This window comes from Ovoidimarina sediminis (assembly GCF_032586175.1).
Lineage (GTDB): Bacteria > Pseudomonadota > Alphaproteobacteria > Rhodobacterales > Rhodobacteraceae > Ovoidimarina > Ovoidimarina sediminis.
On the sequence record NZ_JAWHTE010000024.1, the window covers coordinates 26,705 to 41,523 of the forward strand.

A 14,819-nucleotide genomic window follows, 5' to 3' on the forward strand; every position below is an offset into this window, starting at 1 on the left:
CTGTGCCTCATGATTGTTTTCGGGGCGGATCGACTGCAGCTGTTGCACCTAAAATACCGTGGCAGGGGATTGACGGCGGTCAATCGGCGTGGCTGTCGTTTCAGTCATTTCTGACGGGGCCATAAGAGGTGATGTCCGATGCGAAACTCAAGCGCTCTCGTCCTCGTGGGCAAGACGGGCGATCCCACCACACTACGCGGCCTGGCGGCAGTGTGGCGCGAGCACGCCATCCACATTTCGCTTCTAGTTCTGGGAGCGATGCCTCGGATTCCTGTCTACAGTTACGGTATTGCCCCCTACGGCGCGATCGACATCCCAGACAATTGGCACGAAGAGCTTGAACGGAATGCCAACGAACTGGCGGCAGTAGCGGATGCTCATGCCGATATGCTGGCCAAAGAAGGCGTCGAGGCCGACGTCAAAGTTCTATGTGCGGAGTTGCGCGGATTGAGAGATGGGATTGCGCGCCGCGCGCTGTCGACCGATTTCGTCGTGCTAGCCAGTGATCTCCGGACAGAGGATGATCTTTTCAATGAAGCTCTGACGGCCGCGATTTTCGACTCTCCGGCCGGCGTTCTGGTGAATGCCTTTGGTGAGTTTGCGGCCCTTGCGCCGAAGCGAGTCTTTGTCGCCTGGAATGACGGTCTGCAAGCGTCACGGGCTGTTCGTGCGGCACTTCCGGCTCTGAAGGAGGCTGAGGAGGTGACACTCGCGCTCTTCGATCCGGTCATGACTGCATATGGGGACGGAGAGAACCCGGGCTCGGATATTGCCCGCTGGCTGACGCATCACGGATGCAGTGTTTCGGTCAAGCAGTTTCCGGCAGGGGGCCTCGAAATCGGTGACGCTATCAAGATGCGGGCGACCGAATGCGATGCAGACCTGATCGTGATGGGCGCCTATCACCATGCGCGCATGCAGCAGATCGTCTTCGGCGGCACGACGCGGACGATGATCAAACAGACTGACAAACCAGTGCTGCTTGCCCATTGAGCTCAGCTCTCGGCGTTTTCAGATTAAAATGACTTGATAGGCTTATCTGTGTTGGAGTTGTTTGGTCTCAACGCAGTCATCTGATCAAAATGCTTGTATCGTGGCTTTCGCCTCGGTCATGCCCTGCGAAATGCGCCATGGCGACGCGCTAATGGGTGCGCAGTTCCAGCGAGTGTCTCCTTCAACGGACCGCACCGCAGCATTCCGACACGTCGACGAAGGGCGGCAATGGGCCGGTAGAAAACTAGACCAGTTCTCTTTGGGCCTGCAGATCTACAAGAGCCTCTGCCGCTGTCTCGAAAGATCGAACGCGTGCGGCGTGGTCATGGATCATGCCGGTCAGCATCAGTTCGTCGGGCCTATACCTTTCGACAAGCGTTAGAAGCTGGTCCCTGATGGACGACGGCGATCCGACTGCGGAAACTGACAGTGCTGCTTCCACCTGGGTGAGCAACTCACCAGGCACTTCCGCTACCAGATCATGCGTCGGATAAGGCAACTTTCCGGGCCTTCCGCTTCGCAGACGGGCGAAGGCCAGAACTTGCGAACTCCGCAGGTAGACGGCTTCTTCATCCGTTTCCGCTGCACACATCCCGGCTGCCATCATGAAGTAGGGTCTGGCCAGCCATTTGGACGGCTGGAAAGTGTTCCGGTAGGTGACGATGGCCTCGTCGAGCATCGCCGGCGCGAAATGCGATGCAAATGCGTAGGGCAGGCCCAGAGACGCGGCAAGCTGCGCCCCATAGAGGCTCGACACAAGGATCCAGACCGGAACGTGTGTACCTGTCCCCGGAATGGCCCTCACGCGCGCCTCCACGTCCGCATCGTCGAAGTACGCCAGCAAGTCCAAGACATCCTGAGGAAAACTGTCCTCCTGAGCCATTTGACGCCTCAGGGCACGTGCCGTCGCCATATCGGTTCCCGGCGCACGCCCGAGGCCAAGATCGATCCGGCCGGGATAGAGCGTTTCGAGCGTACCGAACTGCTCGGCGACTACGAGCGGCGAATGGTTCGTTAGCATGATGCCGCCAGCGCCGCCTCCCTGCCAGAAGTTTGCCTAGAGGCAACGTGCTGCTCTCGAGAAACGCTCGTTAATTCGCCCTGCGTGTTGCTCTCAAGCCGAGGCCGCTTCCAATGCTTGGCGTAGATCCTCGATTAAATCCTCCGCCGTTTCTATCCCTATCGACAACCTCAGAACATCGGGACCAGCCCCGGCTGCGATCTTCTGTTCATCGGTTAATTGCCGATGCGTCGTCGAGGCGGGATGAATGACAAGCGATCGCGCATCCCCTAAGTTCGCCACATGGCTGAAGAGCTGCAGATTATCGACGGTCTTAACGCAGGCGTCGTAGCCCCCAGACAGCCGGATAGTAAAAAGTGCTCCCGCACCCTTCGGATAGACTCGCTTCTGGCGCTCGTGGTAGGGCGAACTCGGAAGGCCCGAAAACGTAACTTCGGCCACTTCCGGACGCTTCTCCAGCCAAGTCGAAATCGTCAGAGCGTTAGCGACATGCCTTTCCATCCGAAGGCTCAAGGTTTCGATACCCATAAGCGAATAATGCGCTGCTTGCGGGTTCATCGTCATCCCCAGATCACGCATTCCCACAGCGACTCCGTGAAGCGTGTACGCATAAGGGCCGAATGTCTCGTGAAACTTCAGCCCGTGATAGGCCGATTCTGGTTCAGAAAGAGACGGGAACTTGCCGCTGGCCGACCAGTCAAAAGTGCCGCTATCCACGACAGCACCGCCCATCACAGTGCCGTTCCCTGTCAGATACTTGGTGACCGAGTGCACAACCAGCGTCGCGCCCATGGAAATCGGCTGACAAAGATACGCGGTCGCTGCTGTATTATCGACGATCAGCGGCAGCCCCGCATCTTCCGCGATGCGTGCAACAGCTGGAATGTCAGTCACGTATCCACCCGGGTTGGAAATGCTCTCGCAGAAGATGGCGCGTGTATTGTCGTCAATCGCTTCGCGAACGGCGCATTCATCATCAAGGTCAACCAGCTTAGAGGACCAGTTGAACCGTTTGATCGTATTGTTGAACTGCGTCACCGTCCCGCCATAGAGCCGGTTGGATGAAACGACATTGCAGCCCGGTGTCATCAAAGGAAAGAGCGCAAGTAGTTGCGCCGCATGGCCCGAAGAGCAGCAGATTGCGCCAATTCCACCTTCGAGTGTCGCAATGCGCTCCTGCAATACCGCGACGGTAGGGTTGGTTAGCCGGGAATAGATGAACCCGATTTCCTTCAGATCGAACAACGCGGCGGCGTGATCGGAATCTTGAAACACATAGGCCGTCGATTGGTAGATCGGTGTTTGTCGCGCGCCGGTAGCAGCATCCGGTCGGGCACCGGCATGGATTTGCAGGGTCTCAAACCCATACTTTGAGAGCGCGTCACTCACTTGATCGTCTCAGGCAGTTTAGAGGAGATGATTCCAGTGTTGATCCCGGCTTTACGCAACTCGCCAAACAGGCGCTGATATTCAATCTTTGGACACCGGTCCTGGACCACCCGAAGCCCGTTCGCCCGCGCTACCGCCGCGGCCTGCTCGTTGTATATCCCGAACTGCATCCAAAGTGTCCTTAGCCCGTTCAAATGCGTCAGCGCTTCGTCGAGAATTCCCGGGACCGCTTCTGGCCGCCGGAACACCTCAACCATTTCGATCGGTTGATCCTTCGGGATATCCGCGATGTTGGCCACGACCTCTCGGCCAAAGATCTTCTGCCCCGCATATGCCGGGTTGACAGGGATCATGTCATAGCCCCGGTAGTGCAGGTATCTCATCACAAAGAACGAGGGCCGGACCGGATTGGTCGAAACACCCACGGCCGCGATGGTCTTCGTCTCTGTAAGTATACCACGCAGGGTTTCGTCTGGCGTATCGTCTGACATCGGCGCCTTTTGGTCGGAAAATCCGAAGACATTAGGCTGCGGGTACTTCGCTCGCAAGTCGCGATGAAGATCCAATCGGACAATTGGGTCACAAAGGTCCAAACTCTTCCGCGGAGCATGTGTTCAAGAACCCGTTGGCCGCACTCCGGGAGCAAATGGCAGGTCCCGTCCGCGTCTCGGTCGTTGACGCGATTTCGGCGAGCATACGCCCTCGGCATAAGCAGACTTTCCCGCCAGGAACCGCGGCTCGGAGACTGCGGATGACCGGTCAGATCCGCAGGCAGGGCATCTGACAGAAGGGCTCAGTCGACCGCGTTTAGCTCACTGGCGCCGGACCAGAATGTTCCTTGGCTCGGATGCTCCACTACTATCCGACGATATGTCTTGAGGAAAAAAGGCACAGGATCCTGCTATTAGGACAGGTGCAATCTGACCTGCGCTGCCAGATCTGCTACGTTAATAGAAGTCCTAGACCTAGAAGAACGCTAAAAGTTGCATGAGCGATCCGTGGACATTCCCTCGCGTTCGGGCGCAATTTGGGCAGATCATTTTCCGCGCGGCATGGAGGCCGGATGGCAAATCGAAACGAGGCTCTCCCCATCGGCATTGAGGAGGAGTATCTCCTTGTCGATCCTGAGACACGATCTCTTGCCGCGCGCCCGCCCCGAGAGTTCATGGAGCAGTGCAAGGCCACGCTTGGCGAGCAGGTCATGCACGAATTCCTACAGGCGCAGGTCGAGATCGGAACCAGTGTCTGCCGAACAATTAGCGAGGCCCGCGACCAGCTCGTGACCCTGCGAGGGACCATCGCCGAAACCGCCGCGGCGCACGGGATGCGGATGATCGCTGCCTCGACCCACCCATGGGCCCATTGGCGCGAGCAGGAGCCGGTGGACATGGAGCGCTATCGCATCCTAGGTGCCGAGCACCGAACGCTTGCACGACGCATGGCGATCTGCGGGATGCATGTTCACGCCGGTATCGAGGACAAGAACCTGCGCGTCGAGCTGATGAGCCAGGTTAGCTACTTCATGCCACATCTTCTGGCACTCAGCACTTCGTCGCCGTTTTGGGAAGGTCACGACACGGGCCTAAAGGCCTTTCGTCCAATCATCATTGGCGACTTGCCGCGCTCCGGCTTCCCAGAAGTCTTCGAGAACTGGAACGATTGGCTGGAACTACTGGACGATCTCGAAGCCACTAGCGGGATCACAGATCCTTCTCGAATCTGGTGGGACATTCGGCCCTCGGGCAAGCACCCGACATTGGAGATCCGTGTTTGCGATATTTGCACGCGGCTCGAGGACGGCCTGACGATCGCGGCGCTGTACCAATCGATCCTCGCCTACCTTTGCCACCTGCGCGAGAACAACGAGCGTCGGCGGCACTATCGCCGCATACTTCTTGCCGAAAACAAGTGGCGGGCGCAGCGATATGGTGTCGATGCGAAGATGGCGGATTTCGGCAAACGCATCCAGGTGCCCTTCGTCGACCTGACCGACGAACTGGTCGAACTGCTCAGCCCCTTTGCCGAGGATCTCGGGTGCCTCGCAGAAGTGCAGCGTGCGCGCACCATCGCCCGTCGCGGGACAAGTGCCGACGAACAGCTTCGCGTCTACAACGAGGCGCTTGGGGACGGAGCTGACGACCACGCCGCACAGATCGCGGTCGTGGACTGGCTGATCGAGGAAACCGCGAAGTTCGAGACGCGAGGTTGACGTTGGATCAGGCCTTCGCATTCACATTTTCGGCCCCATATTCTGGTATCGGCGGCGGGCCCGGCCCCTTGTGCGCGCCGAAGACCTGGCAGGACCAGACATGACCGTTGCATCACCCCGACCCAGCGACCATCTGGGAACAGCGCCCGTTCCGGACGGAACCGTGCCGCTTCATCCGGCGCTGGCCGCCTATCTGGCCCACGGCGATTTCTCCGACGATGCGATGCGGGCCTTCGCCGCTGCCAACCCCGCCCCCTTGCGCGAACCGGGCGCGCTCACGTTCTTCTGGCAGGGCCGCGCGGAGGGCGTCGATCTCCTGCGCTGGGTCCATGCAGGCGTCGACCGCCGCGCCTTCACCCGGCACGGGGATACCGGGCTCTGGTCCCTCCGCCTTGCGGCAAGGGATAACGGGCGGTTCGAGTACAAGCTCGCCCTCCAGCAGGGTCACGGCGAAGACTGGATCCTCGACCCCGCCAACCCCGACCGGGCGGGCGATCCGTTCGGCGAAAACTCGGTGGCGATGACCTGGGGGTACGAGCGGCCGGACTGGAGCATGCCGCAGAGCAACCCCGCTGGGCGCATCGAGACGCTGGAGGTGAGAAGCGACGTCTTTGGCGAGGTTCGGACAGAGCAGATCTACCTCCCCCCCGGCCAGGTGCCGGGGCGCCCGTATCCGCTGGTCGTCGTCCATGACGGGGGAGATTACCGGAACTACGCCGACCTGACGGTCTCGCTCGACAACCTTATCGCGGCGGGCGATGTCCCCCCGCTGATCGCCGTACTGATCCAGGCCGACGACCGAATGAGCGAATATCCCAGGGGTCGCCGGCACGCGCGGTTCCTCGTGCAGGAGCTTCTGCCTGCCGTGGCCGCGGCTCACCCGATTTCGAATGCCCCGGCCGACCGGGTGCTTCTGGGGGCAAGTCTCGGCGCCGTCGCTTCGCTTGCCACGGCGTTCCGGTACCCCGGCGTGTTCGGCGGGCTGATCCTGAAATCGGGCTCGTTCATCCTCGACCCTAGGAAGCTCGCGCAGCGGCAGCATCCGGTTTTCCAGCGCATCGCCCGCCTTGTGCAGGCGTTCCGGCGCGCGCCGAACCTGCCGCCGATGCGGGCCTTTGTCTCGACCGGAGAACTTGAGGGGCTGGCCGAGGAGAACCGGGCGCTCGCGGATTTCCTGAGATCAAAGGGCGTAGCCGTCGACTTTCAGAGCTCCTGGGACGGGCATCACTGGCACAACTGGCGCGACCAAATACGCGATGCCCTGATATGGGTCTTTGCGCCGGAGGCGAAATAAGCGACCCGGCCTGACGGAAGTGGCCGGCAGTCGGAGGAGGGAGAGATCATGGCCGACCGCAACGTAAATATCGGTCTATCGCTGGGCGCGGACATCTGTTGGCCGATTGCCTACGAGACGCTGTTCGATGCGTTGAACCTCGACGGGATGACCCACGCGGGCAAGACGCTGAAATTTGCCTGTGAGCGGGTGACGATCGAACCCTACAGCTTGCACCAACCCGTCAAGTACGACGTGGTCATCGACCGGCTGACACATTGGTATTCGACCAGCCGCGAGTGGATTAAGAAAGCGATCCTCGTCAACGACCTCTATGTCTACAACAACCCGTGGTCGCTACAATCGAACGAGAAGCACACGAGCTACGCGGCGATGACGCGGCTTGGCCTGCCCGTGCCCGAAACCTGGATGCTGCCGCCCAAGGCCTACGATCCATCGGACGACCTTGAGCCTACGCTTCGCAAATACGCGCGCATGTTCGATCTAAACGAGATCGGCGAAAAGATCGGTTATCCCTTCTTTATGAAGCCGTATCACGGGGGCGGCTGGAAGGGTGTAACGCGGATCAACGACGCAGGCGATCTCCACCGTGCCTACGACGCAAGTGGAACCGAAGTGATGAACCTACAGAAGGCCATTCTGCCGCACGACTGGTTTGTCCGCTGCGTCGGTCTCGGGCCTCAATTGCGCAAGGTGAACTACGATCCTGGCGCGCCGCTTCACGACCGTTACCGGATGGAGATCGATTTTCTCGACGCGGAGGACCAGTCGGTCCTCGAAGACATGACGATGACGATCAACGCCTTCTTCGGCTGGGACTTCAATTCCTGCGAGGCGCTCCGGTCACCTGACGGCGTCTGGCATCCGATCGACTTCGCCAATGCCTGCCCGGACAGCCAGGTGACCTCGCTGCATTACCACTTTCCCTGGCTAATCAAGGCCAATCTGCGCTGGTCGATCTTCTGCGCAGCGACCGATCGGCCGATGCGGCGGAACATGGATTGGCAACCCTTCTACGACATAGCGGAAAAGGACCTTTCGCCACGCGAGCGGTTGCGGGAATATGCCCGGATCGCGCATGAGAGGTTCGAGACCGAGAAGTTCCGGGAGTTCTGCCGGAGCGAGCTTGGGCACCTGGACGAGCTTGCCTACGAGTTCTTCGGTTCGGATACGCTACGCGACGCGATCCGGCAGAAGGTCGAGGCGCTGTTCCCAGCCCATGAGATCGACGAATTCACACAGCTTTTCTGGGATCGCATCCAGACATGGCGCGAACAGGAAGGTCGGGTCGGTGACCAAGACGGTTTCTGACTGGCATTCCGGGCGGCTTCACCGTCACATGCGCGTCGTGCGATGGGGCGATTTCGGCCAGCCGGTGCTGATCTTCCCGACCGCGGGTGGCGATGCGGAAGAAATCGAGCGGATGCAACTGATCGGAGCCCTCGCGCCGCTTCTGGAGGCCGGGCGGATCAAGGTCTACTCCGTCGACAGTGTCGCGGGGCGGGCATTGGCCAACGGGGAAGGGTCGGTCGAGCATCGCTGCTGGCTTTTGAACCAATTCCACGAGTTTGTGGCGCATGAGCTTGTCCCCGCCATCCGCACCGATTGCGAAAGCGAAGGGATCGAGGTTCTAGCCACCGGCGCCTCGATCGGCGCGTTCAACGCCGTGTCCGTGACCTGCCGGTATCCGGATCTCTTCCGCGCCGCCGTCGGCATGAGCGGCACGTACGATCTGGAGCGTCTGCTTGGCTTCGAGGGCAACGGCGATTTTTACTTTGCCTCGCCTCTTAAGTTCCTTCCGGGGCTGGAAGGCCCGCTTCTGAACCGCCTCCGCCAGCGGTTCATCGTCCTGTCCTATGGCCAGGGCCGGTGGGAAAACCCCGACGAGGCATGGGGTCTGGCCAACATCCTTGGCGCCAAGGGCATACCCAACCGTGTCGATCCCTGGGGCCACGAATACGACCACGACTGGCCGACATGGCGGGAGATGCTTCCGCTATACCTCGACGATCTTGTTCCCTGACCGAGGTGCCCCATGAACATCCTCTTCATCGAACCATCCTTTCCCGCCAACCAGCGGCAATTCGTGCGCGCATTGGCCTCGATTGGCGCGCATGTCTACGGCATCGGCGAGCGGCCCTATGAATGGCTCGACGATGAGGTAAAGGGCTGGCTCAGGGGCTATCAGCAGATCGAATCCGTCACCAACGAAGGCGCGCTGGAATGGGCAGTTAGGCAAGCGCAGGAGAAGTTCTGGGTCGACCGCATGGAGACGGTGATTGAGGCCCACACCCTGCCCGTGGCCCATGTCCGCGAGCGCACGGGCATCCCCGGGATTTCGTCCAGCACCGCGTATCTCTGCCGCGACAAGGTGGCGATGAAGGATGTGCTGAGGAAGGCGGGCTTGCCAACGGCGGCCTCGGCGGGTGTTTCGAGCCTTATTGAGTCGCGCGACTTCGCCCGCTCGGTCGGCTACCCGGTAATCCTGAAACCACGCGATGCGGCGGGGGCGGCAGGCACCTACCGCGCAGAGAATGACGCGGAACTTGAGGCGGTGGCGCGCGCCTGCGGTTTGGCCGACGGCGCTCCTGCCGCGATGGAGGAATTCATCGAGGGCCACGAAGGCTTCTACGATACGCTGACGGTCGACGGTCACGTCGCCCATGATTTCATCAGCCACTACTACCCCAACGTGCTGGAGGCGATGCGCACGCGCTGGATTTCGCCCCAGATCGTCTCAACGAACGAGGTCGAGGCGCCGCGTTACGGTGAGCTGCGAGAGATGGGCCGCCGTGTGATCGAGGCGCTGGGCATCACGACGGCAGCCACGCATATGGAATGGTTTTTCGGACCCAAGGGGTTAAAGTTTTCCGAAATTGGCTGTCGTCCGCCGGGCGTCGGCCAGTGGGACAGCTACTGCGCAGGGAACGAGTTCGACCTCTACCGCGAATGGGCTCTCGCCGTCTGTCATACCAGGATCGAACAGCGCGCCTCTCGCCGCTACGCCTGCGGGATCATAGCCCTCCGGCCAGACCAGGATGGGAATATTGCGGGCTATGAGGGCACGGACGAGGTTTTTGGCAAGTATCGTGACCTGATTGTCGGCGAGCATTTCCCGACTCCCGGCACGCCGACGCAAGGCGTCGAGGCCGGTTACATGGCGAATGCTTGGCTCAGGGTCCGCCACGAGAATTTTGACGCGCTGCGCGGGATTCTGAACGAGATCGGAGAACGTGTGCAGGTGCGAGCATATTGATACTAGGCTGGCCACCAAATGGGAGCGGGTCAGTTGTGATGACCTTGGCAAAGGCAATTGCGCAAACCCGGCTTGCCTTCCTGGACGGGGGAAACTCTCAATCAGTTTTGCTTGCCCTTGAGCGGGGCGTCCTGTGCCTTCCAGAGCGCCGCTTTCTCCTTGGCCTTTTGTACCTCGTCTTCCGTTAGATTGTGCTTGGACTTGATGTCGGGTGACATGCGGTAAAGCAGCGTATCATCTTCAAGGATGTAACTCGGCCGTCTTGGTTTCTTTGGCTTGTCCTCTGCCTTGGTCTTGGCGGCATTGGTTGAGTTTCCCTTAACCTGCTTCCTCAGATCACTGGCCAGCTTCTCCACGGCTTCAAGCACGTCTTCTGCCACGTCGTGAAAGTTTGCCTTTTGTGCTTTCTTAACGAACTCCTGAAACCTTGGCTTAATCTCTTCCATCAGGGCGTCGACGTCGCCCTTCGCCTTGGTGCGGGCTTCCTCGAAGATCTCCGACCAATCTCTTTCTTTATTCTTTGCCATCTGTTCCTCCGATACGCAGCAAGAACACGCTAGGCTGAGCCTATATCGCATTCAATGGTAGCTTCGTGTCGTTAGAAGTTAACTTTCCCGCCTTAAACGGTATCTTTCCTGCCTCGGATGCGGTGCGGGGCACAGGCTCCAAGCCGCGAGTGACAAGATCTGATTTCGGAGGAACACAGAATGTCGACAGCGTATCTGGACGCGATGATGGAGCTCTCTCGCTCCCGCGCGGAACAGTACCTGCACCTCGCCAAGGGAATGGTCATGAATGAATTCGGTCCCGCCGCAGAACACTCTCACACGGATGTCACGATCGCCTTGGCCAGCGCCATGATGCAACATGAAGGCGCCCAGATCATCGCGGACGCGTTTCGAGCAGCGGAAGACTGATGGGCTAAGTTTTTCCTTCAGCAAACGAAGCAGTAGCACTCTCTCCAAGCGCTTGACGCAATCGGCCACATCAACGACATCAATAGAGCTACGTTATCTCTATCGAAGACCTTTCTCCTTTATTGGCGTCTGGCACTCGATCTTGCCATGACGACGCCGAACTGCCGCATGTCGCGAGCAGCACTAGAAATGAAGGAGACACGGAATGGCCACTGGCACCGTGAAATGGTTCAACACCACCAAAGGATATGGCTTCATCGCCCCCGATGCGGGCGGAAAGGATATCTTCGTTCACATCTCCGCCGTTGAGCGGTCGGGTCTTACTGGCCTTGCAGATGATCAGAAGGTTACGTTCGATGTCGAGGCTGGCCGGGATGGGCGCGAAAGCGCAACAAATCTGGCGCTTGCCTAACTCGAGCTGCACCTTTCATTGCAAAACTGAGGCGCGCCGGTGCGCGTCTCAACCCATCGAAGGATGACGCCTCGGTCCGCATCGCGGACGCTCAGCCTGTCTAGAAAGACAGTCGCCGTCAGCGAACCGACGCAATTCAAGCTCAGTCGGTGTCTAAGTTATCGAACCGAGAAGAGCTGGGTGCACTTTCACCTGCTTGACTTCGAAGCGAACGCGCGCCTCTTCGAGCTTCAGCTTCGCCACTTGCAAACGCGTGAGTGCGCGCTCCCGCTTCGAGTAAAGCGACCTGATACGTGAGCGAGGTGCTCCGATCGCAAGAACCGATTTCGGCATGCCGCGCACCCATTCCCGTGCCGCATCACTGGCCTCGACCCAGGCGCGGTCAGCCGCAAGAAACCGCTGATAGGAGATGACAAGCACTCGGCGGCGGTGCCAGAGCGAGTCTTCCGTTCCTACCCGTCTCACAGGTATAGCCCCGGTTGCAGGTCGCGTTTCGCCTGCTTCTCTTCGGTCAAGCGTTTCAGCGTGTGCTCCATGTTTTCCGCCCATTCCGGAACGTGGCTGTCGCCAATACCTTCGCCAGAAGACGTTTTTGCCTCGGCAGATGCCTCGACAGCTCGATCTTTAGTTGTTTGAACCGACATCGCTCTCTCCCCAGCACGATTACAGCTCTACGCGGGACTTACTAACACAGTGACAGAGTTTATCGAATGGGCCGATTCGGCTCAAATCGACTCGGACGGCAGTCGTGAAACATGCCAACCTTCCGAGATCGTCGAAACGTCTCAAGGCCAACGGCCATATCTTATGCAGGGTAGCCGTTGCCTAATATTTGAATTCACGTCTGGTGACGAAACTTGAAGTCATTCCCGCTTACCGTTCGTTCGCGTAGCGAAGCGCCTGGTCAGCCTATGCTCATCCACCATATCGCTCAGCAGTAAGTCCCTCGAACTCGATCTCTGGTTTCCGACCAAGGACAAGATCCGCCATTGCCTTCCCAGAGCCGGCCGACATCGTCCAGCCGAGAGTGCCGTGGCCCGTGTTCAGGAAAAGATTCTTCAGGCGGGTAGGCCCGAGAACCGGCGTGCCGTCCGGCGTCATCGGCCTCAGGCCGGTCCAGCCTTCCGCCTTCGAGAGATCGCCGCCCCCCGGGAACAGATCGTTGACCACGTACCGCACCGTATCCGTCGCATGCGGGCCAAGCCGCCCGGAATACCCAGCAATCTCGGCCTGGCCCGCTACCCTGATGCGGTCGCCCAACCGCGTGATTGCCACCTTGTGCGTCTCGTCCATGATCGTCGATTGCGGCGCCGCGCCGTCGTCGATCACCGGAAGCGTCACCGAATATCCCTTCACGGGATAGATCGGCAACCGGATGCCGATGGGGTTCAGGACCCGCGGAGCGAAGCTGCCCATGGCGCAGATATAGGTGTCGCCTGTGATCCGGCCGGCCGGCTCGGTTTCGACCCCGACCACGCGGCCCGCCTCGACGTCTATGCCCCGGATCGTCTGGCCATACAGGAACTCAACCCCCATCTCGGCACATTTCTCGGCAAGTGCGACCGTGAACATCCGGCAATCACCAGTCCGGTCCGACGTCAGCCTCAGCCCGCCGACGAACTTGTCGCGGACATGCGCCAGCGCGGGCTCCACGGCGATGCACATCTCCCGGTCCAGAACCTCGAAGGGCGAGTCGTACTCCGCCAGGATGTCCTGGTCCGCCTTCGACGCCTTCAACTGCTTCTCGTTCCGGAAAAGCTGAAGCGTGCCCTGGGCGCGACCATCGAACACGATGCCTGTCTCGGCTATCAGATCGGGCAGGCAGTCGCGGGAATAGCTCGAGATGCGCACCATGCGCGACTTGTTGGTCCGGTAGCTGTCCTCATCGCAGTTCCGAAGCATCTGGAGCCCCCACATCCACATGGTCGGGCTGATCAACGGCCAGATAAAAAGCGGACGGCGTTTCATGAAGAGCCATTTCAGCGCCTTCATGGGAATGCCCGGCGCCGCCCAGGGTGACGTCATCCCGTAGGAAAGCTCGCCGGCATTCGCATAGCTCGTCTCAAGCCCCGGGCCGGGCTGGCGGTCGATCACGGTGACCTCCGCTCCAGCGCGCGCAAGATACCAGGCAGTGGTGACACCGATCACGCCGGCGCCGAGCACGATCACTTTCATCGACTGATCCTCCGGTTCGCTCAGCAGGCCGCTGTGACAATGATTTCGACCTTCAGCTCCGGGCGCGCCAACTTCGCTTCCCCGCAGGCGCGCGCCGGGGCATGGCCTTCCGGCACCCAAGCGTCCCAGACGGCATTCATCTCGGTAAAATCAGCCATGTCCGACAGCCAGATCACGGCTTGAAGGATCCTCCCGGGCGAGGAGCCGGCCTGCACCAGGAGCGTCTCTACCCGGGACAGGCAGTCGCGGGTTTGCTCGGTCACCGTATCACCGGCCCCGACCTGGCCACACAGGTAGGCCACGCCGTTGTGCTTGACGATCTTGCTCATTCTCTGCCCTGTCTCGATCCGTTCAATCATGGTCACTCCTTGGTCCTATGCATCCTGCGCGGATGGCTCCACGGTCGCCGCTTCCTTCGACGATACGGTCCCAAACGATGGTTGGATACGGTATTGGCAATCTCGTCTCTCGCGTTTTCGTTTCTTGATTGACCTGCATCAAGGAGACATATCTCGATGATGATATGTTAATAGAACGTTCCCATGTACATCTCTGTCCCGAGATGGACGACTGCCCCGGCCCGAACTCGCGGCCGGGGTTCTCTTTTGGCGAGCTTTCTTCCGGGGTCTCAAAATCAGCCGTCCGCGCTCCTGTCCTCGGCCCCGAAACGCGACAAGACCCAGATCAAGGTTTGATTTATCGAACCGCGCAATAATGCAGCGAGTAACTTGGCGTGGGTGTTCCGGCGCCACGCTTTCTCTCAACGCCCAAGGAGAACGCCAAATGGCAAGTCCCGAGAAGAAGGAAGAAGTGGCCGAGAACATCGGCACCCCGGAGTTCACTGCCGCCATGATGGCGGTCAGTCCGGTTGCGACAAAGGCTTGGCTGGACATCATGTCCGAAAGCGCGAAGTTCGTGATGGAACGGCTGCAGCAGGATATGGAAACTCAAAAGGCCATCCTGGCATGCAAGAGCCCCATGGAGTTGATGCAGGTCCAGTCGGATTTCATTAGCACGGCAGTCAAGCAATACACCGAAGAAGTCACGCGCCTGTTCAACGTGATGTCGAAGGCGACAGAAGAGACTATCGAGGAAACGCGGTCGGGACACTCGCGCGGCTACGACGATGTCCCGCTATGAGAATGGGCAATAT

General features: G+C 59.8%; 17 protein-coding genes. 9 read left to right on the forward strand and 8 right to left on the reverse strand.

Features of this window, described 5'->3' with window-relative positions; all coding sequences use genetic code 11:
- Window positions 1–165 precede the first annotated feature (165 nt).
- Window positions 166–993: a universal stress protein gene (locus RXV90_RS20690; protein WP_316651313.1), complete on the forward strand. Its 828-nt coding sequence runs from the start codon at window positions 166–168 to the stop codon at window positions 991–993.
- Between the two features lie 244 nt (window positions 994–1,237).
- Here RXV90_RS20690 and RXV90_RS20695 read toward each other — a convergent pair whose 3' ends face one another.
- The 3 genes from RXV90_RS20695 to RXV90_RS20705 form a co-directional block, all read right to left on the reverse strand.
- Window positions 1,238–2,014, reverse strand: a complete 777-nt coding sequence (locus tag RXV90_RS20695; RefSeq protein ID WP_316651315.1) for an LLM class flavin-dependent oxidoreductase — start codon at window positions 2,012–2,014, stop codon at window positions 1,238–1,240.
- Window positions 2,015–2,107: 93 nt separating this feature from the next.
- On the reverse strand, window positions 2,108–3,403 hold the full coding sequence (locus RXV90_RS20700; protein ID WP_316651317.1) for an O-acetylhomoserine aminocarboxypropyltransferase/cysteine synthase family protein: 1,296 nt from the start codon (window positions 3,401–3,403) through the stop codon (window positions 2,108–2,110).
- Window positions 3,400–3,894 (reverse strand): CoA-binding protein, encoded by a 495-nt coding sequence (locus RXV90_RS20705; RefSeq protein ID WP_316651434.1) that lies wholly within the window; start codon window positions 3,892–3,894, stop codon window positions 3,400–3,402. The genes RXV90_RS20700 and RXV90_RS20705 overlap by 4 nt, the downstream gene beginning before the upstream one ends.
- 572 nt (window positions 3,895–4,466) lie before the next feature.
- Here RXV90_RS20705 and RXV90_RS20710 point away from each other — a divergent pair.
- The 5 genes from RXV90_RS20710 (at window position 4,467) to RXV90_RS20730 (ending at window position 10,162) form a co-directional block, all read left to right on the forward strand.
- Window positions 4,467–5,612 (forward strand): carboxylate-amine ligase, encoded by a 1,146-nt coding sequence (locus RXV90_RS20710; RefSeq protein WP_316651319.1) that lies wholly within the window; start codon window positions 4,467–4,469, stop codon window positions 5,610–5,612.
- 100 nt (window positions 5,613–5,712) lie between these two features.
- Window positions 5,713–6,906 (forward strand): alpha/beta hydrolase, encoded by a 1,194-nt coding sequence (locus tag RXV90_RS20715; protein ID WP_316651321.1) that lies wholly within the window; start codon window positions 5,713–5,715, stop codon window positions 6,904–6,906.
- A gap of 48 nt (window positions 6,907–6,954) precedes the next feature.
- Window positions 6,955–8,217, forward strand: coding sequence for an ATP-grasp domain-containing protein (locus RXV90_RS20720; protein WP_316651323.1), 1,263 nt, complete (start codon window positions 6,955–6,957; stop codon window positions 8,215–8,217).
- Complete coding sequence (locus RXV90_RS20725; protein ID WP_316651325.1) at window positions 8,198–8,929, forward strand: esterase family protein; 732 nt, start codon at window positions 8,198–8,200, stop codon at window positions 8,927–8,929. The genes RXV90_RS20720 and RXV90_RS20725 overlap by 20 nt, the downstream gene beginning before the upstream one ends.
- A gap of 12 nt (window positions 8,930–8,941) precedes the next feature.
- Complete coding sequence (locus tag RXV90_RS20730) at window positions 8,942–10,162, forward strand: ATP-grasp domain-containing protein (protein WP_316651327.1); 1,221 nt, start codon at window positions 8,942–8,944, stop codon at window positions 10,160–10,162.
- 101 nt (window positions 10,163–10,263) lie between these two features.
- Here RXV90_RS20730 and RXV90_RS20735 read toward each other — a convergent pair whose 3' ends face one another.
- Window positions 10,264–10,689 (reverse strand): hypothetical protein, encoded by a 426-nt coding sequence (locus RXV90_RS20735; protein ID WP_316651328.1) that lies wholly within the window; start codon window positions 10,687–10,689, stop codon window positions 10,264–10,266.
- A gap of 180 nt (window positions 10,690–10,869) precedes the next feature.
- Here RXV90_RS20735 and RXV90_RS20740 point away from each other — a divergent pair, with 180 nt between their 5' ends.
- A complete protein-coding gene (locus RXV90_RS20740; protein WP_316651331.1) occupies window positions 10,870–11,079 on the forward strand; it encodes a hypothetical protein in 210 nt (69 codons plus the stop codon).
- A gap of 205 nt (window positions 11,080–11,284) precedes the next feature.
- A complete protein-coding gene (locus RXV90_RS20745; RefSeq protein WP_316651333.1) occupies window positions 11,285–11,491 on the forward strand; it encodes a cold-shock protein in 207 nt (68 codons plus the stop codon).
- Window positions 11,492–11,644: 153 nt separating this feature from the next.
- Here RXV90_RS20745 and RXV90_RS20750 read toward each other — a convergent pair whose 3' ends face one another.
- The 4 genes from RXV90_RS20750 to RXV90_RS20765 all read right to left on the reverse strand — a co-directional run bounded on the left by RXV90_RS20750 (window position 11,645) and on the right by RXV90_RS20765 (window position 14,025).
- Window positions 11,645–11,956 carry a hypothetical protein gene (locus RXV90_RS20750; protein ID WP_316651334.1) on the reverse strand — a complete coding sequence of 104 codons (312 nt, stop codon included), beginning with the start codon at window positions 11,954–11,956 and terminating at the stop codon, window positions 11,645–11,647.
- Window positions 11,953–12,135, reverse strand: coding sequence for a hypothetical protein (locus tag RXV90_RS20755; protein ID WP_316651336.1), 183 nt, complete (start codon window positions 12,133–12,135; stop codon window positions 11,953–11,955). The genes RXV90_RS20750 and RXV90_RS20755 overlap by 4 nt, the downstream gene beginning before the upstream one ends.
- Window positions 12,136–12,406: 271 nt before the next feature.
- Window positions 12,407–13,690, reverse strand: a complete 1,284-nt coding sequence (locus tag RXV90_RS20760) for a D-amino acid dehydrogenase (protein ID WP_410482392.1) — start codon at window positions 13,688–13,690, stop codon at window positions 12,407–12,409.
- Window positions 13,687–14,025, reverse strand: coding sequence for a RidA family protein (locus tag RXV90_RS20765; RefSeq protein WP_316651340.1), 339 nt, complete (start codon window positions 14,023–14,025; stop codon window positions 13,687–13,689). The genes RXV90_RS20760 and RXV90_RS20765 overlap by 4 nt, the downstream gene beginning before the upstream one ends.
- A gap of 424 nt (window positions 14,026–14,449) precedes the next feature.
- On the opposite strand from RXV90_RS20765, the gene RXV90_RS20770 reads away from it, so the two are divergent.
- Window positions 14,450–14,806 carry a phasin family protein gene (locus RXV90_RS20770; protein ID WP_316651342.1) on the forward strand — a complete coding sequence of 119 codons (357 nt, stop codon included), beginning with the start codon at window positions 14,450–14,452 and terminating at the stop codon, window positions 14,804–14,806.
- Window positions 14,807–14,819 lie beyond the last annotated feature (13 nt).